At 51.0% G+C, this 26,051-nt stretch carries 28 protein-coding genes and 1 pseudogene; 11 read left to right on the forward strand and 18 right to left on the reverse strand.

Features of this window, described 5'->3' with window-relative positions:
• Window positions 1–23: 23 nt before the first annotated feature.
• From LG201_RS04525 to LG201_RS04535, 4 genes and pseudogenes are all read left to right on the forward strand, one after another.
• Complete coding sequence (locus tag LG201_RS04525; protein ID WP_226770971.1) at window positions 24–356, forward strand: hypothetical protein; 333 nt, start codon at window positions 24–26, stop codon at window positions 354–356.
• Window positions 357–429: 73 nt separating this feature from the next.
• Window positions 430–801: pseudogene (locus LG201_RS04530) on the forward strand (glycoside hydrolase family protein); the annotation flags it as partial.
• Window positions 789–917 carry a hypothetical protein gene (locus LG201_RS14360; RefSeq protein WP_264193264.1) on the forward strand — a complete coding sequence of 43 codons (129 nt, stop codon included), beginning with the start codon at window positions 789–791 and terminating at the stop codon, window positions 915–917. The pseudogene LG201_RS04530 and the gene LG201_RS14360, both read left to right, overlap by 13 nt.
• Window positions 918–1,348: 431 nt before the next feature.
• Window positions 1,349–1,522: a hypothetical protein gene (locus LG201_RS04535; protein ID WP_226770972.1), complete on the forward strand. Its 174-nt coding sequence runs from the start codon at window positions 1,349–1,351 to the stop codon at window positions 1,520–1,522.
• 317 nt (window positions 1,523–1,839) lie between these two features.
• Here LG201_RS04535 and LG201_RS04540 read toward each other — a convergent pair whose 3' ends face one another.
• Complete coding sequence (locus tag LG201_RS04540; protein ID WP_226770973.1) at window positions 1,840–2,646, reverse strand: PEP-CTERM sorting domain-containing protein; 807 nt, start codon at window positions 2,644–2,646, stop codon at window positions 1,840–1,842.
• A gap of 578 nt (window positions 2,647–3,224) precedes the next feature.
• On the opposite strand from LG201_RS04540, the gene LG201_RS04545 reads away from it, so the two are divergent.
• The 6 genes from LG201_RS04545 (at window position 3,225) to sugE (ending at window position 10,028) form a co-directional block, all read left to right on the forward strand.
• On the forward strand, window positions 3,225–3,473 hold the full coding sequence (locus LG201_RS04545) for a hypothetical protein (protein ID WP_226770974.1): 249 nt from the start codon (window positions 3,225–3,227) through the stop codon (window positions 3,471–3,473).
• 423 nt (window positions 3,474–3,896) lie between these two features.
• Window positions 3,897–5,219, forward strand: a complete 1,323-nt coding sequence (locus LG201_RS04550) for a TolC family protein (RefSeq protein WP_226770975.1) — start codon at window positions 3,897–3,899, stop codon at window positions 5,217–5,219.
• Window positions 5,212–6,270, forward strand: coding sequence for an efflux RND transporter periplasmic adaptor subunit (locus tag LG201_RS04555; RefSeq protein WP_226770976.1), 1,059 nt, complete (start codon window positions 5,212–5,214; stop codon window positions 6,268–6,270). Before LG201_RS04550 ends, LG201_RS04555 begins: the two co-directional genes overlap by 8 nt.
• Before the next feature lie 18 nt (window positions 6,271–6,288).
• Window positions 6,289–9,408 carry an efflux RND transporter permease subunit gene (locus LG201_RS04560; protein ID WP_226770977.1) on the forward strand — a complete coding sequence of 1,040 codons (3,120 nt, stop codon included), beginning with the start codon at window positions 6,289–6,291 and terminating at the stop codon, window positions 9,406–9,408.
• A 51-nt stretch (window positions 9,409–9,459) separates the two neighbouring features.
• Window positions 9,460–9,672 carry a hypothetical protein gene (locus tag LG201_RS04565; RefSeq protein ID WP_226770978.1) on the forward strand — a complete coding sequence of 71 codons (213 nt, stop codon included), beginning with the start codon at window positions 9,460–9,462 and terminating at the stop codon, window positions 9,670–9,672.
• A 38-nt stretch (window positions 9,673–9,710) separates the two neighbouring features.
• Window positions 9,711–10,028 carry a quaternary ammonium compound efflux SMR transporter SugE gene (gene sugE / locus LG201_RS04570; RefSeq protein WP_226770979.1) on the forward strand — a complete coding sequence of 106 codons (318 nt, stop codon included), beginning with the start codon at window positions 9,711–9,713 and terminating at the stop codon, window positions 10,026–10,028.
• A 10-nt stretch (window positions 10,029–10,038) separates the two neighbouring features.
• Here sugE and LG201_RS04575 read toward each other — a convergent pair whose 3' ends face one another.
• The 17 genes from LG201_RS04575 to LG201_RS04655 form a co-directional block, all read right to left on the reverse strand.
• Window positions 10,039–11,694: a TadG family pilus assembly protein gene (locus LG201_RS04575; protein ID WP_226770980.1), complete on the reverse strand. Its 1,656-nt coding sequence runs from the start codon at window positions 11,692–11,694 to the stop codon at window positions 10,039–10,041.
• Entirely contained in the window at window positions 11,691–11,972 is a 282-nt protein-coding gene (locus LG201_RS04580; protein ID WP_226770981.1) for a DUF3613 domain-containing protein, read from the reverse strand. Before LG201_RS04580 ends, LG201_RS04575 begins: the two co-directional genes overlap by 4 nt.
• Window positions 11,969–12,727 (reverse strand): tetratricopeptide repeat protein, encoded by a 759-nt coding sequence (locus LG201_RS04585; protein WP_226770982.1) that lies wholly within the window; start codon window positions 12,725–12,727, stop codon window positions 11,969–11,971. Before LG201_RS04585 ends, LG201_RS04580 begins: the two co-directional genes overlap by 4 nt.
• 3 nt (window positions 12,728–12,730) lie before the next feature.
• A complete protein-coding gene (locus LG201_RS04590) occupies window positions 12,731–13,633 on the reverse strand; it encodes a type II secretion system F family protein (protein WP_226770983.1) in 903 nt (300 codons plus the stop codon).
• 2 nt (window positions 13,634–13,635) lie between these two features.
• Window positions 13,636–14,547 carry a type II secretion system F family protein gene (locus LG201_RS04595; protein WP_226770984.1) on the reverse strand — a complete coding sequence of 304 codons (912 nt, stop codon included), beginning with the start codon at window positions 14,545–14,547 and terminating at the stop codon, window positions 13,636–13,638.
• 9 nt (window positions 14,548–14,556) lie between these two features.
• Window positions 14,557–15,810, reverse strand: a complete 1,254-nt coding sequence (locus tag LG201_RS04600) for a CpaF family protein (RefSeq protein ID WP_226770985.1) — start codon at window positions 15,808–15,810, stop codon at window positions 14,557–14,559.
• Between the two features lie 9 nt (window positions 15,811–15,819).
• Window positions 15,820–17,052: an AAA family ATPase gene (locus LG201_RS04605; protein ID WP_226770986.1), complete on the reverse strand. Its 1,233-nt coding sequence runs from the start codon at window positions 17,050–17,052 to the stop codon at window positions 15,820–15,822.
• Entirely contained in the window at window positions 17,052–18,422 is a 1,371-nt protein-coding gene (locus LG201_RS04610) for a type II and III secretion system protein family protein (RefSeq protein ID WP_226770987.1), read from the reverse strand. Before LG201_RS04610 ends, LG201_RS04605 begins: the two co-directional genes overlap by 1 nt.
• Window positions 18,423–19,289, reverse strand: a complete 867-nt coding sequence (gene cpaB, locus LG201_RS04615; protein WP_264193265.1) for a Flp pilus assembly protein CpaB — start codon at window positions 19,287–19,289, stop codon at window positions 18,423–18,425.
• 79 nt (window positions 19,290–19,368) lie between these two features.
• Complete coding sequence (locus tag LG201_RS04620) at window positions 19,369–19,848, reverse strand: TadE/TadG family type IV pilus assembly protein (protein WP_226770989.1); 480 nt, start codon at window positions 19,846–19,848, stop codon at window positions 19,369–19,371.
• The gene (locus LG201_RS04625) at window positions 19,836–20,330 is read right to left on the reverse strand and encodes an A24 family peptidase (RefSeq protein ID WP_226770990.1); all 495 of its coding nucleotides are present in this window, start codon (window positions 20,328–20,330) and stop codon (window positions 19,836–19,838) included. Before LG201_RS04625 ends, LG201_RS04620 begins: the two co-directional genes overlap by 13 nt.
• Before the next feature lie 32 nt (window positions 20,331–20,362).
• Complete coding sequence (locus LG201_RS04630; RefSeq protein ID WP_226770991.1) at window positions 20,363–20,548, reverse strand: Flp family type IVb pilin; 186 nt, start codon at window positions 20,546–20,548, stop codon at window positions 20,363–20,365.
• Window positions 20,549–20,783: 235 nt separating this feature from the next.
• Window positions 20,784–21,164: a 4a-hydroxytetrahydrobiopterin dehydratase gene (locus LG201_RS04635; RefSeq protein ID WP_226770992.1), complete on the reverse strand. Its 381-nt coding sequence runs from the start codon at window positions 21,162–21,164 to the stop codon at window positions 20,784–20,786.
• A 13-nt stretch (window positions 21,165–21,177) separates the two neighbouring features.
• Window positions 21,178–21,807 carry an amino acid kinase family protein gene (locus tag LG201_RS04640; RefSeq protein WP_226770993.1) on the reverse strand — a complete coding sequence of 210 codons (630 nt, stop codon included), beginning with the start codon at window positions 21,805–21,807 and terminating at the stop codon, window positions 21,178–21,180.
• On the reverse strand, window positions 21,794–23,182 hold the full coding sequence (pabB, locus tag LG201_RS04645; protein ID WP_226770994.1) for an aminodeoxychorismate synthase component I: 1,389 nt from the start codon (window positions 23,180–23,182) through the stop codon (window positions 21,794–21,796). Before pabB ends, LG201_RS04640 begins: the two co-directional genes overlap by 14 nt.
• Window positions 23,183–23,184: 2 nt before the next feature.
• Window positions 23,185–24,240, reverse strand: a complete 1,056-nt coding sequence (locus LG201_RS04650) for a hydantoinase/oxoprolinase family protein (protein WP_226770995.1) — start codon at window positions 24,238–24,240, stop codon at window positions 23,185–23,187.
• Window positions 24,233–25,237 (reverse strand): ATP-grasp domain-containing protein, encoded by a 1,005-nt coding sequence (locus tag LG201_RS04655; protein ID WP_226770996.1) that lies wholly within the window; start codon window positions 25,235–25,237, stop codon window positions 24,233–24,235. Before LG201_RS04655 ends, LG201_RS04650 begins: the two co-directional genes overlap by 8 nt.
• Before the next feature lie 19 nt (window positions 25,238–25,256).
• Between LG201_RS04655 and LG201_RS04660 the strand changes: the two genes are divergently transcribed.
• Entirely contained in the window at window positions 25,257–25,982 is a 726-nt protein-coding gene (locus LG201_RS04660) for a HisA/HisF-related TIM barrel protein (RefSeq protein WP_226770997.1), read from the forward strand.
• Window positions 25,983–26,051 lie beyond the last annotated feature (69 nt).

Here is a 26,051-nt window from a genome sequence, read left to right on the forward strand (position 1 = left end):
GGTTTTTCACTTTCGGGGGAAGCATGAGTAGTTTGACGGAGCATCTGGCAAACCCAGAAACAGTTAAGAAAGCTAGTGAAATATCCACCGTACTGGGATCGTTTATATCATTTTTCACAGGCCTGACACTCAATGATTGGGGGGTAATTGTTGGTATTGCTTTGGGCGTCGGGGGTGGGATATTTGGCGCAGTCCTTAAGCGCAGGGAACATGCCTTGGTGGTGCAAAAGCTTGAGGCTGAGTTAAGTGAAATTGCTGATCGGCAGAAGTATCGACGTCAAGCGGCAGAGGGGCAGCATCCCTACTTTTATCCATCGCCTGAATTAAAAGTGATGGAGGCTCCCTATGAATCTTAAAAATAGAGCTTTAATCCTGGCTGTCAGTCTAGCCATTCCAGCTGAGGGCTTACGTCATTAAGCCTATTACGACCCACCCGGGATACTCACGGTCTGTTATGGCAGCACCACCGACGTGAGGACGGCACGCTATTACACCCTAGAAGAATGCAAGTTTCGGTTAGACCGGGACATGATGGCCGCGATTGAACAGGTGGATCGTTGCATACCTAGTTTGCCTGAACGACCACTGGCTGCATTTGCTGATGCGGTTTACAACATGGGGCCAACCATTGCCTGCAACACCAAACAATCCACTGCGGCCCGTCACCTGAAGGCGGGAAATATCATTGCGGCCTGCAATCAATTACCACGCTGGAATAAATCCAAGATTGCGGGGGGGTATGTTGAGCTGCCGGGCTTGACCAATCGTCTTGAGGCAGAAAGGCAGTTATGTCTAAGCTGATTCAGTTTGCTACCTCATGGAAAGTATGGGCGATAGCTAGCCTGGTGTTTTATGCCGCTGGGTTCGCCAGTGGCTGGCAGGTGCGTGGCTGGAAAACTATAAGTCAGGAAGCGTAGCATCAAGACTGATTTAAAAACCGCTCAGAAGCTCACTGTAGAATTCGTCAAAATCGAGACCAAGAAACAAGAGCAGCTGCAGCAGACCAGGATTGTTTACCGGACCATAAGAGAAAGGATCAATGATGCGCATGATCATCGCGTGTGTTTTGACGACAATGCTGTGCGCGTGTGGAACGATGCAATCGCGGGTGCCGATTTATATAGATCAGAGCCTGCTGGAAAGACCAGAGAAGCTTACACCGCTCAACCCGTCGAAGTCACAACAACAGAAGTCCTCAACAACGCAGCAACAAACTACGAAACCTGAAATGCCAACAGCATCAAGCATAATGCGCTGATTGATAAGGTTGAGTCGCTGCAGGGGAGATGTGTGTTTGTGACTAATATGAGATAAACTCTGTTTGATATTACTACTGAGGATTTAGGATATGTCTGAAAGTAACTCACAAAATCCAGCTTTTGAGTTCCACGACAAACTAAGAGCACTGATCAAAGACTATGAAAATAAGTCTGGGACTAAAGTCGCATCAATATTGCTTTCCAGAGAAGAAGGGCAAGAGGCAGATGAGCTCCAACTTCAAATTGGATATGTAGAAGAGTAATAATTTACTGATTGAGCAGCTCATTTAGTGGGGTAGTTAAGACTCTTGAAAGCTCGGCACATTTGCCAGTCCTTGTTCATGCCTTCTGATGCGCCAGGAAAGCAGGTAAAGAAAAAGCGCCACCCAGGAGGATAGCGCTGAAGGTAAATCTCGTGTTGATATAACCTTAACACCTACCTCAAATGAAGCAGTGGTTCAATTACACAGTAATAGGGCCAATGTAACAATAGTTCATTCATATTAAGATATATCTTTAGCTGAAGTAGCAGGCAATAAAAAACCCGCCGGAGCGGGTTCTTGAACTGATGAACACTTCTTTAGTTGATAATTCTGCGACGTCTGGCCATCACACCAATCACGCCCAAACCTGCAAGCAGTAATGCGTAAGTATCTGCTTCAGGTACTGCAGTAACATTGGCGACTACTTTGATCGAGCTTAAAGTCAGGCTTGCTTCTCCAACGACGCCTTGATCCATATAAATGGGCACCTCTACATATACCGGCGCTTGATAATACTCACAGTTATTACCTTCTGAATCACAGCCAATCAGGATGTCTTCATAATGCGAGAACTGTAATTCAGTACCTACTTGCACTTGAATATAGGTGTAATCACCAGTTGCCGCGATATTTCCAAAAACACCGGGTAAAAATTCACCGTCTACATTGCCAGGCACAGAAAATGTTTGATTGTATGCACCTGGGCCAAGGTACTCACTCATGTAAAACGAGTTTCCTGAATCCCCGGCTTGGACACTACCCACATTAGAAAGCGAGTACGTTCCTGAATAGGTGATGGTATAACTTTCGATCTTGTATCCGGCTTGTGCAGTGAAGCTGAAAGGGACACTGAAATAACCGTTGTGCGTTTCCGTGTAAAAATTGCCACCGCTTGCCGACACTTGGAAGTTGTACCCAAAATCTAATTCCAAACCATTATTGATGCTGTTGACGGTTGCGATGGTGCTGGGCAGGGTCGTTAAGTAAGGCGCTTCAACTTCAAAAACGAAATTATCAATATCGAATGTGATATCGACATTGGTGGAGTTGAAGGTCGAGGGCGCTGCCATTACTAAAGACGAAGAAAGAAGTAATGGAGCCAATGCTAATTGATGCATTTTCATAATTATCTCCCAAGGGGGTTTTAGATGTATTGCACGATAATTATGTTCTTTAAATCAATAGATTAATATCTGTCTGATGTAGTCCGAATAGACTAATGAAGCAATAAAAATCACCAATTTTTAGACAGGCTGGAGACTCAAGATAAGTAGTCCACTCAATATGTCCAAGCAACCACAACAGAAGCCTTCAACAGCGAAGCAACCAACACAAGCACAAAGCGCTGATCAGTAAGAATGAGTCATTGTAGGGGGATGTGTGTTTTCTAATTACAGAAAGGATTTTCAAACGTTTATTTCATTGCTTGATCAATGCACTATAATGGGCATCATCCAAGCAACCTGATTGCTTGAGAGTGGCAGAATACTCTGCCAAAACCATTGATATTCATATTTTTTTACGCGAATAATCTATTTCAGATGCATGCTTACTGGTGTATTGTGTCTCTCCTTTCGCACCAAATATTTTTATAAGTACTTGGTGCTTTGATAAGCAATCATCATCGCTACACGTATTTGACACAGCCATCGAACATGGCCAATATGCATTACGTATTCCAAGCTTAATTAAGAAAGTCATTATGCACAGCACGATCAATCAGGACGAAATCAACATGTTGCGCTCTGAAGTGGAAATTCTGATGCGGGAGCGTTATGCACTGCTTAAGGTGACTGGAGCAGCGACAGGACTGATTGCAGAACTTGACAGTCATGCCTTGCCTGCCGGCACTGAGCAAGCCGCCGAGTTATTGGCAAGCAGCATCAATGCACTCTCAGAAGAAACCCTGCAGGATGCACTGGACTCAGTGCAAGCCGTTATTGCCAACTAAATCCTGATCAAGCAATACCTCTTACATTGATTTAATTGCTGGATCAGATCTCAACTGAATTAATTTTCAGGTTCTGCATACACCTTGATTAGACGGCCCTTATTGCCAAAATATGGTCGTTTATCGCATCTAACAATTACTCCCTCATAGCGTCCCAGTTTTCGATCTATTTCTACTCTTTAGCGGATCCCTCCGCTAGCAGGTAGATCCGCTTCATCCATGTATTCAGGATGATTGCTGACAACCATGGCTGGCTGTACTATCGCGGATGGAGTGAATTATGGCGGCGGAATGCAAACAAAAAAATTAATGCCCGCGCTGTGGATGTATGTTGCCTGTTGTAGCGTTATTGCTACGGGATGCGGCTATCAGACTTATCGTCCCCAGCCCTTGGCTGCTCAAGAAGGAGTTGTCAATTTCAGGATGCATAATCCTGATAGCAGCCAATTTCGGGAATATCTGTATGCCCAGGGTTACGAGCATCCCATCAGACAATGGGGTTTGCGAGAGTTAACCCTAGGCTCCTTCTATTTTCATCCTGAGCTGGATGTGGCCAGAGCCCAACTTGGTCAGGCCATGGCCGACATCACGACTGCAGGTCAACGCCCCAACCCTGGTGCCTCTGGCAGTCTGGGGCGCAGTGAAGATCCTGAAGGACGCAATGTTTACAGCTTAAGCCTCAGCATTCCCATCGAAACCGCAGGTAAAAGACAAGCCAGGCTAGACCAGGCGAACAATCTGTCCGAAGCTGCAAAAATCAGTATCGGTCAATCCATCTGGAATATACGTTCGCGTCTATTCCTCAGCTGGATTGACTACAACGCAGCCATACAGACCTTATCGACGCTGCAAGAAGAAACAAAGCTGCGCGATGCAATTGTGGCCATGCTCAAGCAACGGCTGGATGCGGGCATGATCTCCAGTGTTGAATTAAGCAATGCACGCTTACAGTGGCAAAAATCGCAGCAAGTCCTCGTTACGGAGCAAGGCCGTATCCGCGAATTAATGTCCGCGCTTGCGAGCAATGTGGGGCTGCCGCTGGATAAATTTGAACAACTTCCCTTGCAGATAGAAAACCAGCAATCACTGCTACTGGCGGCTCATCCTCTTGATACCGCCAGCATGCGGGATACACAAATACAGGATGCTGCACTGCTTAACCGGCTCGACATCCGGGCTTCACTGGCACGCTATTCTGCCAGTGAAGCCCGGGTGCGCCTGGAAATAGCCAAGCAATATCCCGATATCAACCTGATTCCCTCTTACAGCTATGAAGAAGGCTTCCATATCTGGTCGCTGGGCATTTCCTCGATTCTCAGCGTGATGCATAGGAATCAAGGCCCGATTGCCCAGGCACAAGCATTGCGTGACACCGAAGCAGCGCAATTCGAGGCTTTGCAGGCAAAGGTGATAGCCAATATGGACAGCGCCAGAACGCGGTATGACACATCGATCAATGCATTGGAGCAGGCAAGACGGCTTTATAACGATCAACTCACACAAGCAGCCCAGACAAAAAAACGCTTTGAAAATGGCTTTGCGGACCGGCTTGAGTTCACCACCAATCAACTGGAAAGTGTACTGGCTCTCCAGAACCTGCTTGCATCCGAGTATCAGGTTCAACGCGCTGCCGCAGCACTGGAGGATAGTATGCAGCTACCGCTGGAAAACCTGGACAGCATGCCTGCCGATTTAGAGCAGGCAGCCAGAAAACATGCCTCAGGGAGAGCATCGCGCAATGAATAAAAAGACCACCGCCGTCATCATTATCCAGGCCTGCATCATTGTCGTGCTGCTCTGGCTATTGGTGCTGTTCAGCAAGGACGAATTTGATGAACACAATCGTGAAGAAGAAATTGAAAGCCCAGTCAGGGTGCACACAGACAATGGCGCCACGACTATTACCGTGAGTGCAGAAACCCAGCAGCAAAGTGATATCCACACCCAAGTCCTCACCCAGGTTAAACATCAGGGCAGCCTGGAAGGATTAGGCACGGTGATCAGCATAGATAGCTTGATTGACCTGCGCACGCGCTATATGGCCGCATTGAGCGAGGTTGCGGTGGCTCAGGCAGCGCTGGCAAACAGTCAAAATGATTATCAGCGCCTGGCAAAGCTGAATGAGGATGACCACAATATTTCGGATCGAATGCTGATTGCAGCAGAGGCCAGCTATAAAACTGACCAAGCAAAATTACTGGCAGCTGAGACCAATGTCAGCAATCTCAAGTACACCATGCGCCAACAGTGGGGTGAGGCACTGAGCAAGGAAGCCAGTGAACGTACACCCTCTGAAGCAGTGAAACAGCTACTTGATTATAAACAGGTGTTACTACGTATCACCCTGCCCTTTGATCAGCCAGATCCGCACACCGGTGAGACATTACAAGTGTCCCCTATTGGGAGTGGCTTAGCACCTGTCAATGCCTCTTTTATTGCCATCTCACCGCAAGCAGACCCCACCCTGCAAGGCAAAACCTATTTCTATAGTGCCGGTGCCACGCATTTGCGGGCGGGTATGCGTTTAAGTATCCAAAGCCTGAAGACCACGGGCACAAGGAGTGGAGTGATTGTGCCGCAGAGCGCTGTTGTCTGGTATGGCGGCAAGGCCTGGGTATACCGCAAAGCAGGTGCAGACCACTTTGTGCGTGAGCCCATCAGCACCGACATCGAGAGTGGCAATGGTTGGTTTAACCAGCATAGCCCCACAGTCGGCAGCACTATCGTGACCAATGGCGCCCAACTCCTGCTCTCAGAGGAATTCAAGTACCAGATCAAGAATGAAAACGATGATTAGGGCCGGGAGTAGTCAGTCATGATGGAAGGCCTGATCCGTTTTTCTGTGCGTTTCAGCGGGGTCATCATTGCCCTCGCCTGCGTTATTGTCATCTATGGCTTGTATAAGGTCGAACACAGTCATCTGGATGTGTTCCCTGAATTTGCCCCAACACAACTGGTAATCCAGACCGAATCCCCCGGGCTGTCTGCAGAACTGGTCGAGTCCCTGGTAACCCAGCCCATAGAAAACAGCATTGCAGGCACCATCGGCATTGATACCATCCGCTCCCAATCTATCCCGGGGTTATCTGTCATTACGGTGGTGTTTGATCAGGGCAGCGATGTCTACCGTAATCGCCAGGTGGTGGCCGAACGCCTGACGACCCTGGCTAGCCAGCTTCCTGCTGGGATTGTGCCCAATATCACCCCGCTCACCTCCTCTGCCAGCACTGTATTAGGCATTGGGCTGACCTCAGAAGTGCGTACATTGAAAGAGCTGCGCACGCTGGTGGATTGGTCAATCAAGCCTCACTTGATGGCAGTACAAGGGGTCGCAGATGTCAATGTATTCGGTGGCGAAGTGCGCCAGCTGCAGGTACAGGTTGATCCGGCCAAGCTGGTCAGATACAACCTGTCCTTGCAACAGGTGGTGGATGCTGTCAGTCGCGACACCGGCATTCGTGGTGGTGGTTTTATTGAAAACAATAACCAGCGCATTATTATTAATACGGAAGGCCAGTCGCTGACACCAGCACAGCTTGAGCGTACCACCCTCTTGCACGCACAAGGCCAGACCTTGCGCCTGTCTGACATAGGCCGCGTGGTGGAAGGTGCAGCGCCTTCCATCAGCGCTGCTGCCATTAATGGAAAAACCGGTATCTACCTGTCTGTGCAATCCCAGCTCGGCGCCAATACTGACGGCGTGACCCAGGCAGTGGAAGCGGCACTGAAAGAATTGGGGCCCATACTGGATGCCAAGGAAATCAAGCTGCATCCACAGCTTTTCCGCCCCTCCAACTTTATTGAAACTGCCATCAATAGTGTTCAGACCGATATCCTGATTGGTTCAGTGCTAGTGATTGCCGTATTGTTCCTGTTCCTGTTTAACGCACGGGCAGCATTGATTTCGGTGACGGCTATCCCGCTATCATTACTTTCCGCCATCCTGGTACTGCAGTACTTTGGCATGGGTCTCAACATCATGGTGCTGGGCGGGCTTGCGATTGCATTGGGAGAGGTAGTCGATGACGCCATCATCGACTCAGAAAACATTTTCCGGCGTATCAGGGAAAATCGCACATCCGCCTACCCCAAACCTTTGCATCAGGTCGTCATTGAGGCCTCATTAGAGGTTCGCAGCTCGGTGGTATATGCCACGTTTATCGTTGTACTGGTATTCCTGCCCCTACTCAGCATCAGCGGAGTGGCTGGCAAACTGTTTGCCCCGCTCGGGATTGCCTATATCAGTGCCATCATGGCATCACTGGTCGTCGCCCTGACATTAACACCTGCACTCTGCCACCTGTTACTTGGCGCATCCAGCAGCCTTAAAACGGCAGACTCCCCGTTGATCCATTTTATCAAACGCCACTATGTACGCTGCCTGCGCAAGATTGAATCCCATTTCAAGATCATCCTCGGACTTACCATGCTGCTGATTGCGCTGGGACTGACCACCATCCCACTCTTCAAGACGCAGTTCATCCCCAGCCTGTATGAAGGTCATTACATCATGCATATGACCGCTGTCCCTGGAACATCGGAGCAGGAGTCACTGCGTATCGGCAAAAAAGTGACTGAAGTCATCCGCAGCATAGATGGCGTTCGCTCAGTCGCTCAATGGGTAGGCCGAGCTCCCAATGGCGCTGATACGTTTGGCACACATTACAGCGAGTTTGAAATCGAGACAGGCACCCTGCCAGGCGCTGAACAACGACGTATCCTGGAGGAAATCCGGGAAAAGCTGTCTGGCATGGATGACGATGGCCCCGGCTATCCTGGATTCGTCGGTGTCAACTTTGCTATCAACACCTTCCTCACCGAACGCATAGAAGAGACGATCTCCGGATACGCCGCCTCCCTGGTCATCAATATTTATGGACGGGACATGGATGGGCTGAATAAAGATGCGCAGGCGATTGCCGCTGTGCTGGCTGGCACGAATGGCGCAACCGATGTCACGGTGCAATCACCCCCAGGCACACCACAACTGGTGATCCGGCTACTGCCAGAACGCATGCTGCAATTTGGCCTGCATCCGACGGATGTGCTGGATGCAATACGCATTGCTTATGAAAGTACGCCAGTGAGCCAGGTGTATCAAGGCAACCGCGTGATTGGCGTCAGCGTGGTGCTCATGCCTGAAGCACGCAACAATATTCTGCAGGCTGGCAAACTGCCAATCAAGAATGTCGAAGGTAAAATGCTGCAGCTCAAGGATATCGCCGACATTCGTCAGGAAAACGGCCAGTCCAAAATACTGCACCTGGGGACCAAGCGCATCCAGACCGTGACCGCCAATGCCAGGGAACGGGATATCCAGGGGTTCTACGCAGAAGCCAGACAGCGTATTGAGTCACAGGTGACCTTATCTCCAGGCAACTACCTTGCATTCAGCGGCGAAGCTGAGGCTGAAAAAAGCACCCGACAAGACCTGATTGTGCATGCCTTGATTGCCATTGCGGGTATCTTCATCATGCTCTATATCGCACTGGGGCGTCTGCGTAACCTGTTACTGACTTTCTTCAACCTGCCTTTTGCGCTGATTGGTGGCGTGATTGCCGTCGTCCTGAGTGGCGGATGGATATCCATAGGTTCCATGGTGGGCTTTGTGACGCTGTTCGGCATCACCTTGCGCAACTCCATCATGCTGGTTTCACACTATCAGCACCTGATCGATCACGAAGGCATGAGCTGGAACCTGGAAACGGCGATTCGTGGTGCCAGCGAGCGCCTGCCTTCCATCCTCATGACCGCACTGGTTACGGGTATCGGCCTGTTGCCCCTGGCACTGGGCAGCGGTGAACCTGGGCGGGAAATCGAAGGCCCCATGGCCACCATTATTGTCGGTGGGCTGATCACTTCAACCATCCTGAACCTGCTAATCATGCCTGCGGTCATGCTCCATCTTGGGCGTTTTGAAAAAAGCACACAGTAAGCGCAATCAACAGGCTGGCACTGGATACTGGATTCCCCGTACAATTCAGGCATGAAATGCATTTTATGCCTATGCCTGATCACCAGCCTGCTGGCTACCCTAGGCGCATCTGCCGCACCTGCACAATGGTATCTCTGGCAAAGCAAGCTGGATGGCAAACTGGTGTGTTTGCAGACGCCGCCAGGCCCTGGCTGGACCAAGATCAATGGACCGTTCAATAACAGTGATTGCACACGCCCTGTGCATCCTGCCAATGGCTACTAAGCATTCTTGATCATCGAATTCATCAATGAAGGAAAAGCATGTCCTGGTTTACATTAGTGATTGCTGGGCTACTTGAGGTGGTATGGGCCATCGGCCTGAAATATACGGAGGGTTTCACCAAACTCTGGCCCAGCGTGGGCACAATTACCGCCATGATACTCAGCGTGGTGCTACTGAGTATCGCCATGCGATCACTTCCAGTGGGTACTGCCTATGCTGTCTGGGTGGGCATAGGCGCCGTAGGCACTGTCATCCTGGGTATTTTTCTGTTCAACGAGCCCACCAGCATGATACGCATGATCAGTCTGGGATTGATCATTGCCGGGATTATCGGTCTCAAGCTTGCTGCGCATTAAGGCAATCACTTCAGCGCAACAATGATTGCGCATTACTGGCGTGTATTTCATCCAGTATCACTGTAATGCCAGCCGTGTTAATACCAAGCATCTTGAGTAAAGGATCAAGCACCGTAGTCGTGACCGCCGTCAACAAGGGCAACACCAATCCCTTGACGACTTTATCGAGAACTCCCCCCAGATCCAAGCCCAATAGCTTGGTTTGCACATGCCCTTCAGTAGCAAATCCTGAAAGACTTTGCCCCACCCCGCTATAACTGTTCATTGTGCTAGGTAGATGAGATAACACTGGATGATCCACATTAAAGGTCATAGAGCTAGGGGCAGGTTGTGTCAGGGGTACATTCAGGCCAATTTCTGCGAGTGGAATCAGGCCAAGAAGTAGTGTGATCGAGCTTGGGCCATTGCCTGCACTATTGGTTAACCGCAATGCAGCCAATCCTGGATAAGCATCAATACCCACCTGGGTTTTACCATTCGTCAGTGTCCTGATTTCCCTTAACTCTGCTCGCCCTGGTGCCACATCAAACCTCAGCACTAAATCTACTTTCGCAAGTCCCAGCACATTGGCTTGAACACTGGTCTCTGTCCGCACCTGTGCTGTTCTTGCCACAGTACATGCTGTTCCAGCTGCCACAGTTGGAGGTCCAATCACAATTTGGGGTAACTGGATTACCTGAACATTGGTCGAAATATTCGCAATGCCAAGCAAGGAGATACCTAGCGGCAACTGAATAAAATTATTGCCATTGGCCAGCATGACGGCTGTATTGATCAGTGAAAGTAAACTCATGCTGGTAGCAGCAACAGAGTTCAAGTCTGGATTACTGACCTTGATCACATTGCCAAGGTTGATCTTGGTTTGATTCACTGCAGCGGTGGCCAATGTGGTGACGGCAGCCAACACCTGCGGATTGGCACTACTTCCTTGCTGGGTGACTGCCACCTTGATTAAATTTAAAACCTGGTTAATACCGAGTGATGTATCGAGCAGCTTGGAGACGGAACCAATAGTGGGATCGGCTTTGACCAGATCCATCAATTTGATATTGCTGTTAGCCAGCCCTTGATAGGATGCCAGGCTGAGATTGATATTGGTGCCCAATACCCGGCCCAGTAGGGAATTAAGCAGCGCCGAGTCAGAGGTATTGAGGCTCACCAATGTAGAACCCACATGAAAAGAGGCCCAGGGAGTACGAATTGCACCCACGGCTTCAGCCCGCAAGAGCACCTGCTGATTGTAAATACCACCCGCAAACAGGCTGGCTGGCACTTGCTGGGTCGCAACCACATGTACTGCACGGCGCTCACTGCCAGCAGTAAATACACGTAAGCCATTATTGCCGGTTTGATAGCTTCCCAGCTCTATTCTATTCGGGGCTTGGGCCAAATTTCCTTTATAGCCATTGGCTACGGCTGTATTTTGCGCGGCAGTATGCACCAGCGTTTGTATGTTCTGATTGTTTTGTAAACACCCGCCAACCTGACGCCCGGCTTCAATCGCCGCCATATCGGCCACATGCTGCAAGTGCCGTTTCAGCATCCACAAGCGGCCACTGTCAACCACCAAGGCCGTAAACAACACGGCCAGCATGAGTATGATCACGCCAAACAGGCCGATAGCACCCCGCTGATTATGTCTTGAGACAAACAGAAGGTGGTTCATTGCCGCGTATTGTTAAATTGGCCTGGGTCAAAGCGCTCGGGAATCGGGCGGGTGAAACTATCCAGGTAGCGCTTGTGTATATTGTCCATCGCCGGGCCAGACAACGTTTGCTTATTGGGAGATGCCTGCTCACCCTCGCGCTGCAATGCAAGCCAGGACTCGGTTTGCGTCAATGGGCTTACCTGCTGCGGGGTGGCTTGTTCAGCCGCCATGACTGATGAACTACTCAATATGGTAAGGCAATAGACACTGGCGATATACATCGATGTTTTACTCATTGAACAACCTCCAGCCTGGGACTTAAAATACCGGTACAAATCTGCGTATTGCCATAGCACCCACCGAGAGAGAATTGTTGACGCTGACTATCCTTGAAAGCTGGCATACCACTTTCATCCCGTATGCTTTGCAGGCTAGCATCGCTGATATTGAAATCCCGGGCTATCTGGCTGGCCTTCTCGTCCTGCCCCATCTTGTACATGAGCATGATGAGATTATGGATAGCCAGGCGATTATTACCATCAAGCTCAATTGCTGTCAGCAGCTCACTCAAGGCGGTCTGTGTGTCACCAAACCTCATCAATGCATAGCCGTAATCACCGCGGACACGGCTGTCCACAGGCAACAAATTGCTGGCAGAACGCAGATAACTGGTCGCCGCCTCATGCTGCTCCTGCATTTCAGCCAATAGTCCCAACCCCTGATAAGCCAGCCCGCTCATGCAGGTGGAAGTCAATTGATGATAAAGCTCACTGGCAGGCTGGAACTGCCCGGTCTGGCGCAGTGCATGGGCGCGATAAAGCTTGGCTGGCGGTGAGTCAATTTTGGCCGCATCTAGAAATGCCAGCGCGGCATATGCCTTTCCCTCCGCCAGCACGCGGCCTATCATTTCAAGTTGTGTCTTGTCTTCCTGCGTTACCTGCTCACAGGCTGGCGGCCCAGCCTTTGCCTGCTTGGCATCGGCCAGCGCAGCCCATGCGGGCAATAGCAGGCTGATACACAATACACACTGACTCCATCTGGCTTTATTCATAGCCTACCCCTGTGCACTCAATGCCTTGCCCAGGCCGATAAAGCCAGGGCCGGCGATAAAAATCATCAATGCCGGAAACATGAACAGCATCATCACTATTGTCATCTTGGCCGAGAGTTTGCTGACATATTCACGCAACTCGGAGAACTGCCGCTCCTCCACCAGTGCAGCATATTTCATGATGGAGTCACGCACGTTACCGCCCTGCTGCGCCACCTGCCGCAACATGGCAATTGCTTCGGTCAACTCGGAAATATCCAGCATATGCGTCATGCCCAATAAAGCCTCACTTCTATCCTGCCCGGTGCTAATGCGCGCCAGTACACGATGCAACTCCTGCGCAAGCTCGGGCATGATGTCATCTGCCTGCTCCACCATGATGCGCAGCGCATGTTCCATTGACAGGCCGGAATCAAACAACATGACCAGCAAGTGCAGGAAGGTACTGATCTCCTTACGAATCAGCTTGCGTCGACGCGCTGCCAACCAGCGCAAGACATTGCGGATCGCAATATAAAATAGCGCAAAGCCAAACAAGGCAAATACCACACCCTCGGCTATTTCTTTACCCTGCACTATCATCACCAGCAACACCGCACCTGCGGTGATGGCTGGCCCCAGCCTGATCATGGCATTGAAGACAATCCTCGCCCTGCCCTTGAACCCGGCCTGGACCAGAAGCTTGAGAATATCCATATCCTTACTGGAAGGCATAAGGGAAAGACGATCAATGAATTGTTCAATCCCACGCTTGGGAGACGGCAGATGGAGACGTTTTTTGCGCCCGAATATGGCATCAAAACGTCCCTGCGCATCCTGTCTGCCATTCAGTGAAAACTCAGCAAATATCAGTAGCAGGCCTCCTGCCAGCAAAATAATCACACTCACAGCAATCCAGATATTCATGGTTATATGCTCTTCATCATGCGCCAGAAAATGAGGATGCCTATCCCCTGCATCGCCAGCGCCACTTTGAATATCAAAGCACCCGTATCATCGTCCAGCATCATGTCGATATACCCTGGATTGCCGATATACATATAGGCCACGATAAGCAGTGGCACCAGGGACAAGACCCATGCAGTAACCTTGGTCTCTCCCGTCATGGCGGCCAACTCACGCTCAGCCTGTTCGCGCTGCCGTATCATGTGCACTACGCTCTTCAAGAGCTCTTGTGGCGAGCTACCATAATTACTGCTGATGCGGACCGCCAATGCGATCAGACCAAGTTCCTTGATGCCATGCAAATCGGCTGCCCTCTGCACCGCCTCAGCAAAGCTCACCCCCAGATCAGTCGCTCGCGTTACCCTGTCCAGCACTGAACGCAGCGGCATATCGATGTCTTCACTCACAATACGCACCGCACCTTCCAGGCTTCTCCCTGCTGAAAGCGCGCGCGATACCTGGTCTATAAACAAGGGGATTTGCGATACGATCACCCGGCGACGGCGACGCAAGCGCATATATGGCACCACCACCAGCAAGGTGAAGCCTGTCAGTGATGTCAGCACTACAGACTGCCAAAACAGGAAGTGCAGGCTCGTCAATATAAACACCATCAGTATCAGGCCTGCGAGGACTGCCAGATGCCACGGGGCAAGCTCGAAACCCAGCATGACAGAAATGCGCAACTCCAGCCTCTCAAGCCAGGTTTCACCTTGACCCAGCAAATGCTGGTCCCGCAGACCAAAATGAGGCAGCGCCTGCTCAAAATTGTGTCGCACCTTGTCGTGCGTCAGTTTCTGCTTGCTCGCAGACCACAGTAGCACCGCGAGCACCAGGAGCATGAGGCAGAACGAGAAGATGAGCCATGTATTCATCGTTGATTCCTAGCTACAGGCCAGTGCATCACGTAACTTGGGATTATTGGGAGTCACTGCCTGACTGAAAAACTTGTCCATGTCAGCGTTGTAGCTAAACAACTCATTGGTCACAAACTGGTCGTCACGGATACCGACAACCTCCACCACAGAAGTCACACGCCGTTTACCATCAGGCATGCGGGTAACCTGGATAATCAGCTCTATGGCAGCAGCGATCATTTTGCGCATGGTCACTTCCGCCCCCTGAAAACCAGCCAGACCTGCCAGGGTTTCAAGACGCAACAAGGCATCATTCGGGTTATTGGCATGCACCGTACTCATGCAGCCTTCATGGCCGGTATTCATTGCCTGCAGCATGTCCATCACCTCCTTGCTGCGCACCTCACCGAGAATAATGCGGTCTGGGCGCATACGCAGCGCATTGCGCACCAGATCATGGGCAGATATCTCACCCATGCCATCCAGATTCTGCGGGCGTGTTTCGAGGCGCACCACATGGTCATGTGCCAACCTCAACTCGGCCGCATCCTCTATCGTGACAATACGTTCACCCACCGGGATGGAACGACTCATAAAATTCAGCATGGTGGTCTTGCCTGCCCCTGTACCCCCACTGATGATGGTATTGACCCGACGCTCAGTAGCATTCGTGAGAAAACTCAACATCTGCGAATTCAGGGTACCGTATGCCAGTAAATCGCTCCCCAGAATGGGAGACTTGCGAAATTTACGGATGGACATGCAAGGGCCATTCAGTGCCAGTGGCGGAATAATCACATTGAGCCGGCTACCATCTGGCAGGCGCGCATCCACTGTCGGGCTGGCTTCATCCACACGTCGCCCCAATGGAGACAGGATACGGCGTATCACGCGTAGCACATGGTCGTTGTCAATAAAGCGTAACTGAGTTTTCTCCAGCTTGCCCTTGCGCTCGACAAAAATATCCTTGGCACCATTGACCAGTATGTCGTTGATACTGTCATCCTTGATCAAGGCTTCTAGCGGGCCAAAACCGGCCAGCTCATCCACCATGTCTTCTGTCAACTGTTTGAGATCATAGGCGCTTACCACCAGCTGTTTATCGGCAACGTAGCGATACACCTTGCTGTTGATATAGGTGAACATCTGCTGCTTGGACATACCCAGCAAGTCGGTCCTGTCCTGCTCGATCTCGGCAATCAGGTAGCCATGCAGCAATAGCTTGGTATCCTGCGATTTTTCCGCAGTCTTGAGATCGTACTGATACTCAGAGATTCTCATGATCGCCCGCTACCGTCTGGAAAAATTCAATTCAGCCAACAGGCGCTGCACATTTGCCATTAGGCCGGACTTAGATGGAGGCTCCCGGCTTTCCATCACTACTTGCACCAGCTCACGTACTTTGGTGGCGTAGAGGCTCTTGGGATTTTGCTCGAAAATACTGTCTCCGGTATTGACCGAGGCTAGCCTGACCATGCCAGCGGGAGGCAGCAGACAAAGCACAGGTAAATCAAAGGAACTGGCAATGCTGTTGGCATCCGGCATCATGCGGCCCAGATAATGATCCAGCACCAATCCTGTGTTCTGCAATTCCAGTTTTTGCGCGCGCAACGCTTTCAGTAATTCGTAATTTCGTTTGCAACTTGGCACACTCTGTTCGGCAACCAGGATGGTACGGTCCACCGTCGAAAGCAAAATCTGCAGGAAATCCACCCGCGTCACACCACCCAGGTTGATGACAATCTGCGAGAAGCTCTTGCGCAAGGTGCGCAGCACTGTGTAGATATCGGCGGGAGAGATGCGGAAGTCATCTTCGGGATCTTCCGGCATGGACAACACCGTCAGACCAGACTTATGCCTGGCAAAACCGGTGTCGATCAGGGTGGCATCAATACGTGCCAGGTTAGTCATCACATCAACAAAACTGTATTTCGCTGTCACCCCCATGAATAACAGACTGTCAGCGTGAGGCGTACCCAGATCGACCAGCAGTGTGGGTTCCCTTTCCTGCAATGCCTGGGCAAGATGGATGGCCAACATCACGGAGTCCGTACCGGGACGTGCGTTGATAATGGCGGTAATCTTTCCCGTGGCCTGCTGTGGAATAGCATATTCGCGCCTGATCAGGCTGTAACGACCCAATACCGACAGCAGCTCATTCTCCTTACTGCCGACGCGCATGAAATCACGGGCGCCAGCCCGCATGATCGTCAATAGCAACTGTTCGTCGGCAGTATCCGCCAACGCCAGCACAGGCAGATCTGGCCTGGTGGCACTGATTTCCTCAATGAAGGCCACTTCCTGCAGAAAGGCAGGCGACAACACCACCTCCTGGCGAAAATCCTGAGAGCGCATATGCAGCAGTACTGCATTGATATTGACTGCTTCCACCAGTTGCAACACCTTGGGGATATTCTGCTCCTCCACAAAGATGAACTTGCTGGCATGATCGGATATCCCCTTCAGCCAGCGTATGCACTCATCGCCATTGCTTACTACGATGTAATTTCTGCTATCTGGCATTATCGTGACATCCCTGTTGAACTGGATTTGGGATAAGCCTCGCGCGACAGGAAAAACTCGCTGAAGGAAGGCTTGTAATCCTTGAGTTCCTTGCCTGGCAACTCAGGTAAGGCAGCATTGCGCGCAATGGGTCGCACCAATCTCGGCGTCACCACCATCAACAACTCCTTGTCCTCCCGGTCAAAACGCTTGGAACTGAAAAATGCACCGATAATCGGGATATTGCCTAGCCAGGGCATTTTGTCGATATTGTTGACCGTATTACGACTGACCATGCCGCTGATCACAAAACTCTCACCATTACCTAATGACACGCTGGTTTCAGTACGTCGTACCTTGAGGCCTGGCACTGATACACCCCCCGTTTGCACGGCATTGGCAAAGTCCAGCTCACTCACCTCAGGAGCGACTTTCAGAAATATCCGCTCCCCACTGAGTATGGTGGGCGTCAACATCAGCCTGACGCCGTACTCCTTGTAGCGTATGGTGATCGCGCTATCTGAACCACCGCCGGTACGAATCGGCACTGGGAATTCGCCACCAGCCAAGAAAGTAGCCGTCTGGCCAGAAATTGCGGACAAAGAAGGCTCAGCCAGGGTATAAGCAAACCCATTGGTTTCAAGGACGCTGATGGTGCCCAGCAAACCGGAACCATGATTGCCCAATACCAGATTGAACGCATTCAATACCGGTAAAAACCCAGAACCACTTGAAAAGTTAAAACCACTATCAGTATTTTCCACGCCAGATAAGGTACCGGGTGGGGATACCACCCCAAATCCCTCGTGGCTTCGGCTATTGCGCCCCATCAGAAAACCAAAGCGCATCGCATTCTGCCGACTGACCTCCACCACTTTGATATCAATCTGCACGTGGCTATCAAAGCCACTGCTGGACACATCCAGTACGCCCTTGCGATCTTTTTGCAAGGATTCCACCGCACGCGCATGCTCCTCCAGCGATTTCGCCTCGCCGACCAGTGCCAGCCCATTGCCTGCAGCCTCCACTTGCAGGTCACCTGCCTGGGCAGCATTCAAACCCTGCGCCTCTACTGCGGATGATGGTGCAACGGTAATGTGCAACACGCGCCCCGGTTGCGTGGTATTGCCATCCCACAGGCTGATTTCGGTAGCACCAACCGCTTTCGGGATCATCATCAAGGTCTTGGGGTTGATCAGCGTCACGGCCACCACCTCAGGATTAACCACCGCCACGCGTTGCAAGACCACGGGATGCTCATAGAGCTTTTGCTGGCCCAGACTTAGATTGATCTCTTCAGCACATGCGCCCTGCCCCAGCAGGCACAAACTCATCCCGAACAGCCAGGAAAAATGGCCAATGCCCCGCTCCCTCAAGTTAAACGCTGTCATTTATTGTCCTTTGAAGCTGACAGTTTCGGTCTTTTCACCCGCATGAATAATGACACTGGTGACAGTTCCCTTCGCCGGAGCTGCCAATTGGCGGACCGGCCTGGGCAATTCGGTTGTTACCGCTGCTGGCTTGCCTGTTGAAAGCTCAGACAATCGTACAAAATCACTCGCAATACCGGATTTTTCCAAGGCAGCACCACGTAGAGACAAGCGCAAGGTACCGCCACTGGATGCCAACATGAGGCGGGCAACATCTTCTTCCTTGACGGCAAGTACAGCAGAGTGACCACTCATTGCCTGTGCCTTGCCCGTATTACTATTACCAGCAATCAAGGGCGTGGCGGCCGGGGGAGCGTTTGAGGAGGCTGGGTCACTCTGCTGCAAGGTCTCACCGTAACTGATGACCCGTACATCCTTGAGGATGGATTGGGCTGAACTGTCCGTGGACAAACCATTACTGGTATTGAGGTAGACCAGCACATCAACATGATCGCCTGGCTCGACAAAGCCACCGACACCGATCACTTCGTCAACCTTGATGGCGACTCCGCGTTCACCAGGCTTGAGTAGCTGGGCAGCTTCACCGCGCCTGGGAAAATGACTGGGCAACAGCAGACTGCCTTTACTGATGTCAGTGCCTACTGTACGTCCAATCAAATCTGCGGTGGATTGATAGGCCAGAGGCGTTTGCGTCTCGCTGTCTGCCAAGGTCAAGTCTTCAGGCTTCAATGCATGCCCGGCAGGAATATCCTGACTTGCCACCACTTGTGCATACTTCGCCACTGACAGTGTGGCAGGAGCGACTGCATCAGGCTGCTGGCTCACCCTGACACCATACCAGCCCAACAACACTGCCCCGATTAGCAAAAAAACTGCTGTGATTCTTAATGCATTTCCGCTCATTTTTATTATGTCCCGCTCTTAGAAACCAGCTTAATCATCAGAATCAGACAAGACTCACCCAGGCATTTCCTTGTAAATTAAGTGGCATGGGCAACATGGGGCCATAGCCAGGAATATTCAGGATAGGAATCACCGGGTTAGTGTTGTAATTGAGGTACATCACCCTGACAGTGACCGCATTACCAGCAACCTCTACCACTACCTTGCTGTTATTGATACCGAGCACATGATCACGAATACGTTGCGGCATCCATGTCAAAGAACTGCTCACGGTACTTCTCACCCTGGAAGAAACGCCATTGTTGGCATAGAGTGCTGAGCTGCTATAGGCCATGGGGTCGACCGCGATTGCCGAACGCGCCCCTTCTGAGGCAGCAAATACAAAAGAGGACTGCAACAGGAACACGATGGAGTAAGTCACCAGAGCATAAAACAAGGTGAAGAACAGCATGAAGAGCATGGCAAACTCAATGGCCGCTGCCCCCGATTGCTGGCGTTTATGTGCAAGATTCAGATTTGCCATGATTGCATCCCCCATAATTCCGGAAACAGCACTGCCACGCACATGCCCAGGGCCAGCGCAGCACCAAATGGGATATAACGGCGCTTGCGTTCCCGTGGTACAAGCGGCATCCAGCCAAGAGCAATCAATTGGTGACTGAAATACCACCATGCCATCAGCACACTTAACACCCCAAGTGAGGCCAGGACAAAACTGGCCACTACCACCTTGAAACCGCACAAAACAGCAATGGCAGCCAGTAACTTGACATCGCCCCCACCCAGGCTATGACTGGCATAGCCCGGAATCGTCAATAAAAAAGCCACGGCCAGCCCCCAAAGGGCAGAGGAAACAGGCTGGCCGTAGTAAGTCTGTCCCGCAATCACCACATAACCCAGGCCAAACAACAAGGCTCCCAGGCTAAGTGCGTTGGGAATTCTGCGTTGGGTGAAGTCATAAAAACTGATGATGCCAGCCCAAACAGATATGATCAAAATTGACATACGGTTAACTATTTAACGTATCAATCAATATATTAAGCTGGAGGTACAAGTGCATTTTGAATACTCTGGAAAATACCTTTCACTGCATTTCCGACAGGAGTGACGAAAACTGAGAGCACCACGGCTACCATCGCAGCAATCAAGGCATACTCAATACCGCTCGCCCCTTCCTCATCGTGATACAGATTAACCAGGCATTGCTTTATCGTTGCTATCATTTTCATTCTCCTTGCATGGACTAGAAACACCACTGGACTTTACGCTTGCGCAAGCCCAGTGCTTAGGCATCACCACTACTGCAAATTTGATAAATGTGATAAATATGATATTCCCTCAATTTACTTATCGTCAAGCAGGGAATGTTCTTTAGGCTGCAAAACAAGGGAGGAGAACAAACAGGAAAAAAAAACGGCTGAGAATCATCTCAGCCGTTTTTTTAAGTATTACCGCTCATTAGTCATCATATTTGAGATATTTGAAGCGTACATCCTCATTGGGTGTTCCTTCCAGTGCACCCGCTTCCTTCCCGGGTTGCCACTGGATCACCGATTCAATCTTGCGGGCAAGCTCCCAATCCTTGTCGGTAATCCCTTTGGCACTGTGTGTACATAGCTTGACGATGACAAAGGCATAGGAAACCGTCAGGTCAGGATGATGCCAGGCCGCCTCAGCCAGGTGCCCTACGGTATTCACTACCATCAGGGTAGCTTTCCAGCCACTGGTTTTGTACTTGCGCCTGATCCAGCCATCCTCATAATACCAATGGGGCAGCTCGGCTTTGAGCACAGACTCTATCTCGGCTTCGCTATACACACGTTCATTAGATTCACTCATCGATTTTCCTTTCTCAATTCCAGGAACATCTGACCGGCAAGCCAACACGTTCCAGCTCGTCGTAGACAAATCCCTCACTAAAGGCAACACAGTCTTGCCGCCCTACTACCCAGGTATTAAAGGCTTTGCCTGCAATATGGTCACCAAAACCGGCATCAACAAACCCTTCCTTGGTCAGCTTTTCCAGCGAAACCTGCTGATCTGCATCGGGCCGTGAGGACTTGACCAGAATCAGGTGTTCAGCATTGAGCTTGGCGGCCAAGTGAGCAGCCAGACTGTCAGATGTAATTTCCCAGTTCATGGGAATGGTGTCATCGGCACATACCATATCGCTGGGCAACCACACAATCCCGCGATGCTGCCAGCCACGCTCGGCGATTTCCAGCTCGCTGCGTGCCGTCACCAGGCGCGGACTAAGGCCTGTCATCAGGACACCATACTGATCCATCGCCATGACTGCCATGCGATGAGCGGTAGCATCATCAATGCCGCTACTGATCTGGGCATCCCGTACAGCATCGGCAAAAATCCCGCCGCCCGGCACAATCAACACCTTGCCATCCCCATGACGGGCCACCGTATCCAGCCAGATATTCAACTCTGGAGACCCTAACAGACTGCCGCCGAGCTTAATGACCCACATGTTGATTTCCTCGGAAATACTCTACAAGTTGCAGCATAGTCGACGCCTTATCCCAAGTTTCGCGATATTCTTTATCCGATTCGGAATCAGCCACAATCCCGCCTCCGGCCCAAAAACGTATTTCGCCAGCAGAGTACACTGCTGTGCGTATGGCAATATTGGTGTCCATATTGCCATCAAACCCGATATAACCGATAGCCCCACAATAAATTCCGCGGCGATGCGGTTCCAGCTCCTCAATGATCTGCATGGATCTCAGTTTGGGGGCACCCGTGATGGAACCACCAGGGAAACAGCCTCTGAGCAGGTCTATCGCCGTATGCTCCCCCTCCAGCTTGCCTGTCACGATGCTCACCAGGTGATGCACGTTGGTATAGCTTTCCAGGGTGAACAAACGATCAGCCTTGACTGACCCTGTGGCGCAACTCTTGCCAATATCATTGCGCAGCAAATCGACAATCATCAGATTTTCCGCACGGTCCTTCAAGCTGTGTTGTAACGCTGTCGCCTGCGCATGATCTTCTGCAGGGTCACTGGAACGTGGCCGTGTACCTTTGATAGGACGGGTTTCTACATGACGTCCACTCACTTGCAAGAAACGCTCTGGAGAGCCAGACAACACCTGCAGGCCGGGTAAATTCATGAAGGCAAGAAATGGGGCTGAACCTACGCTGCGCAACCGTTGATAGGCAATCCAGCTATCGCCTTCCGCCTGTGCGCTAAAACGCTGTGCAAGATTGACCTGGTAGCAATCTCCCTCATGAATGTAGTGCTGGATTCTGTCAAATGCGCGCTCGTAAGCCGGAAGATCGAGATTGGAGGCTGTGTCTGACATGACATGAAATGAGGATGCAGATGCTAAGTGAGGAGTCGGGTCAGCAAACAGAGTACACAGATCAGACCAGCGGTTGCGCGTTTCTTCATGCAGAGTAGAGGACACCAACCAGGTCTTTTGTTCGCGATGATCCACCACCACCGCCCAGTCATAGATGCCCACCATCATTTGCGGAATATGCTCACCATCAATCGCATGTGCTGGCAGTTTTTCAAGGCGTCGAGCCAGATCATAACCAAAATAGCCCACTGCCCCTCCTGTAAAAGGCAGATCTCCCGGCAGCCTGGCGTATTGCTGCAACACCTGCTTCAACAATGCAAATGGATCTTCCGTGGAAATGCGTTGACCATGTTGATCGTGAATTTCGGTCTCATGACCCTGAGTGGAGAATGTCATCACCGGATCAGCGACCAGAATATCGTAGCGGCCATAATCGTTATATGGTCGGCCACTATCGAGATAAATAGCCCATGGCCGTTGCGCAATCCGTGCAAACAGCGTGGAGCTATCGGATTGATAGGGGAGTTCTTGTCTTAACATGTTCACTTTATGCCCAGGTTGGCCACGGCATATGCAGGCAGGCATACCCCCGCCCAATTACGTACATTATCGGATTCAGCTTTTAGCAATGAGCTGACATCAATGAATTCATGACCCAATTGCTGGGCCAGTTCGCGCACAAGAAAAGTACCGACGCCGGCGCCAATAAAAGGAGTTCCAGGCGCAATCAAATTGCGCGAAAGGTGACGCAAGGCCGCGCGACGCAACAGCCCCAGCTGTTGCTGCTTGAAAGCCTGCGCCAAATGCACCCAGGCGGCACTGTCTGCATCTGCAGAGTCTCGCCCTACCATGCGTGCCAAACGGCGATTAGTTTCCTCAATCGACTTGCCTGCGCCATCTGCAGTGGCAGCCATATCCTCCATCGGATCCAGATCCCCTGTGAGACGGTACACATCTGCAGTGGTCGCAAAATGCTCAGCGGCCACATTCTGCCACTCACCCGCAAAAGTAATACTGGAGGCCAATGCCATCAATGAGCTACGGATCACACCGGTATAGATCAACTCTTCCCGCTGCATTCGATCAGCATCACTAATGCCCAGGTTGGCCGGAATCCCATCATGCAGCAAAACAAAATCAGCAGTCGTACTGCCAATATCAATAAACAGGCCCTGCTTTAACTTGCTTGCAACAAAGGCAGCACTTGCCAGCCAGTTGGCCGAGGCAATCGCATTAACCTGGGCCTTGATATGCTCAAACGTGACGAAACCACTCTTGCCTGCAAAGAAAAGTACTTCATCGCCCAGCTGAGCCTTGATGCGGCCAGCAATTTCCAGCACGCCTGTCGGCCGATCAGGAAAGATATCCGCCAGCTCACCAGTCATTGTGACCACATGCGTAGCCTCAACCGGGCCAACACGTTGCAGCACTTGTTCAATGGCTTTATCCAGCTCGCCCAAGCCATGCCATAACGGGCAAGATAACTGCATGACATTGACCGCTATGCCATCAGTTTTAATCAACGCGGCCTTGAGATTGGCACCGCCGATATCCCAGCCGAGGATAAACTTCTGTGTAGACTGTATCGGTTCAGACATTCAATTTGACTTCGACTCTATTGCGCTGCAAATCCTGCGGCAGCTGGAGTTGCTCATTATAGAACAACTCCAGTATCAGGCGTGCCGGGTTATGGCCGATTGCGCCATGCAAGCCAGCATATGAGGTCGTCAAGCGCGGGTTCACCTCCAGCATATGCACTTGTTGCTGCTGATCTACTATCACATCAATACCGACATAGCCAAACAACTGGGGCATGGCCTGGGCTACTTGAGAGGCAATGACAGTAAATTGCTGCCAGCAATCCGCCATGCCATTCAGCACACTGCCCGAATAGCTGAAACTATCATTCTCAAGCTGAACGTTTTGCTGGTTACAGCTTAATACCCATGCGTGCCCATGCTTGCAGAGCATGGAAATACTGGCCGCGTGCCCCTCGATATAGGGCTGTATGATATGGCTGACCAATCGGCCCTGCCTGAGCCATTCCAGCAATTGTTCCTGGTGCTCAAAGTAATGACTATCTTCACAACCCGCACCATCATCAGGCTTTGCTACCCAGGCAGACGCAACCGGCACACTGGGAAAGTGATGGCTATCCACCACAGTCATTCCTGCGGCATGCAATAATTGAAAGGTAGCGTATTTGCTGGACGCAATCTTCACCACCTCTGCCGGGCTGGACAAAGAGCACTTGCCCAATAACGCAATCATCTGAGAAAGACGGTATAAGACCCCATCGCTCTCAGGAGCGACCGGCCATACCAGATCCGCCTCCAGCATGGCCTGCTGCCAGATTGGCCAAGGATCAGTTTGCGCTGGCAATATCTCTACGTGTTCCACATTGTCAGGCACAGGCAAACGGGCATCACTGACAATCATGACCTCGACATTATCAATGGAAGCCAGGTCATGTAGCAGCGCATCGCGCATGAGCAATGCTTCCTGCGCCAGGGACCCTGGAAGTTCCTCGCGGTATAATCCACCGCTAGTGATGTACTCACAGACAAAAATTTTCACAGGTTTTTGTTCAGGCATGAAATATGAAGGAAGATGAGTGAAAGTTATCCCAGTAATCGACTTGATGCATGGGCAGGTCGTGCATGCCAAAAAAGGCGAACGTCAACATTATCAACCTATACAGTCAGCGCTTTGCAATTCCAGCGCGCCTCTAGATATCGTGGCGGCTTTGCTGGAATTATACCCATTCAAGCAGATGTATATTGCGGATATTGATGCCATACAACAACGAGGCAATCACAGCGGCACGATTGCCGAAATTACCAAAGCCTACCCTCAATTGGAAATCTGGCTGGATGCAGGCATATCATCGGTGGCGGATCTGGCTACCTGGACTGACCTGAATCTTCAAATAATCATAGGTAGCGAGAGCCTGTCTGACCTTAACACTTATCAGGCAATTGCTCAGGCATGTAATGCGCGCTTTACGCTTTCACTGGATTTCAGCCTGGCTGGCTATCAAGGCCCGGCAGAATTACTCAGCAATATTGAGTTATGGCCAGACAATGTGATCATCATGACGCTACAGCAGGTAGGCAGCCAGGCGGGCCCAGATTTCGACAGGCTCAAGGCTTTTAAACAAGAGCACTTCCATCTGAACATTTATGCCGCAGGTGGCACACGCCATCTGCAGGATGTAATGCATCTGGCACAACTGGAGATTGCGGGTGTATTGGTTGCCAGTGCCTTACATCATGGCAGCCTAAGTGCGACAGAACTGTTCAAGATCAACCCAGCAAGTCACCATCCAGGCCAGCACTGAATCGCCTCGATCAGCCAAAAAGAAAACGCCCCAACATTTACATGCCGGGGCGTTTTTTCTACTAGCCTA

This window comes from Methylobacillus gramineus (genome assembly GCF_020532675.1).
Lineage (GTDB): Bacteria > Pseudomonadota > Gammaproteobacteria > Burkholderiales > Methylophilaceae > Methylobacillus > Methylobacillus gramineus.

Bases quoted from the DNA above. Each gene is read 5' to 3' on its own strand.
- LG201_RS04560 (WP_226770977.1), top strand. From the start codon at position 6,289: ATGATGGAAGGCCTGATCCGTTTTTCTGTGCGTTTCAGCGGGGTCATC.
- LG201_RS04535 (WP_226770972.1), top strand. From the start codon at position 1,349: ATGTCTGAAAGTAACTCACAAAATCCAGCTTTTGAGTTCCACGACAAA.
- LG201_RS04550 (WP_226770975.1), top strand. From the start codon at position 3,897: ATGCATAATCCTGATAGCAGCCAATTTCGGGAATATCTGTATGCCCAG.
- LG201_RS04620 (WP_226770989.1), bottom strand. From the start codon at position 19,848: ATGGCAAATCTGAATCTTGCACATAAACGCCAGCAATCGGGGGCAGCG.
- LG201_RS04585 (WP_226770982.1), bottom strand. From the start codon at position 12,727: ATGAATAAAGCCAGATGGAGTCAGTGTGTATTGTGTATCAGCCTGCTA.
- LG201_RS04640 (WP_226770993.1), bottom strand. From the start codon at position 21,807: ATGTGGGTCATTAAGCTCGGCGGCAGTCTGTTAGGGTCTCCAGAGTTG.
- LG201_RS04625 (WP_226770990.1), bottom strand. From the start codon at position 20,330: ATGTCAATTTTGATCATATCTGTTTGGGCTGGCATCATCAGTTTTTAT.
- sugE (WP_226770979.1), top strand. From the start codon at position 9,711: ATGTCCTGGTTTACATTAGTGATTGCTGGGCTACTTGAGGTGGTATGG.
- LG201_RS04555 (WP_226770976.1), top strand. From the start codon at position 5,212: ATGAATAAAAAGACCACCGCCGTCATCATTATCCAGGCCTGCATCATT.
- pabB (WP_226770994.1), bottom strand. From the start codon at position 23,182: ATGTTAAGACAAGAACTCCCCTATCAATCCGATAGCTCCACGCTGTTT.
- LG201_RS04590 (WP_226770983.1), bottom strand. From the start codon at position 13,633: ATGAATATCTGGATTGCTGTGAGTGTGATTATTTTGCTGGCAGGAGGC.
- LG201_RS04575 (WP_226770980.1), bottom strand. From the start codon at position 11,694: ATGAACCACCTTCTGTTTGTCTCAAGACATAATCAGCGGGGTGCTATC.
- LG201_RS04630 (WP_226770991.1), bottom strand. From the start codon at position 20,548: ATGATAGCAACGATAAAGCAATGCCTGGTTAATCTGTATCACGATGAG.
- LG201_RS04655 (WP_226770996.1), bottom strand. From the start codon at position 25,237: ATGCCTGAACAAAAACCTGTGAAAATTTTTGTCTGTGAGTACATCACT.
- LG201_RS04545 (WP_226770974.1), top strand. From the start codon at position 3,225: ATGCACAGCACGATCAATCAGGACGAAATCAACATGTTGCGCTCTGAA.
- LG201_RS04595 (WP_226770984.1), bottom strand. From the start codon at position 14,547: ATGAATACATGGCTCATCTTCTCGTTCTGCCTCATGCTCCTGGTGCTC.
- LG201_RS04600 (WP_226770985.1), bottom strand. From the start codon at position 15,810: ATGAGAATCTCTGAGTATCAGTACGATCTCAAGACTGCGGAAAAATCG.
- LG201_RS04565 (WP_226770978.1), top strand. From the start codon at position 9,460: ATGAAATGCATTTTATGCCTATGCCTGATCACCAGCCTGCTGGCTACC.
- LG201_RS04610 (WP_226770987.1), bottom strand. From the start codon at position 18,422: ATGACAGCGTTTAACTTGAGGGAGCGGGGCATTGGCCATTTTTCCTGG.
- LG201_RS04635 (WP_226770992.1), bottom strand. From the start codon at position 21,164: ATGAGTGAATCTAATGAACGTGTGTATAGCGAAGCCGAGATAGAGTCT.
- LG201_RS04650 (WP_226770995.1), bottom strand. From the start codon at position 24,240: ATGTCTGAACCGATACAGTCTACACAGAAGTTTATCCTCGGCTGGGAT.
- LG201_RS14360 (WP_264193264.1), top strand. From the start codon at position 789: ATGTCTAAGCTGATTCAGTTTGCTACCTCATGGAAAGTATGGGCGATA.
- LG201_RS04540 (WP_226770973.1), bottom strand. From the start codon at position 2,646: ATGAAAATGCATCAATTAGCATTGGCTCCATTACTTCTTTCTTCGTCT.
- LG201_RS04580 (WP_226770981.1), bottom strand. From the start codon at position 11,972: ATGAGTAAAACATCGATGTATATCGCCAGTGTCTATTGCCTTACCATA.
- LG201_RS04605 (WP_226770986.1), bottom strand. From the start codon at position 17,052: ATGCCAGATAGCAGAAATTACATCGTAGTAAGCAATGGCGATGAGTGC.
- LG201_RS04525 (WP_226770971.1), top strand. From the start codon at position 24: ATGAGTAGTTTGACGGAGCATCTGGCAAACCCAGAAACAGTTAAGAAA.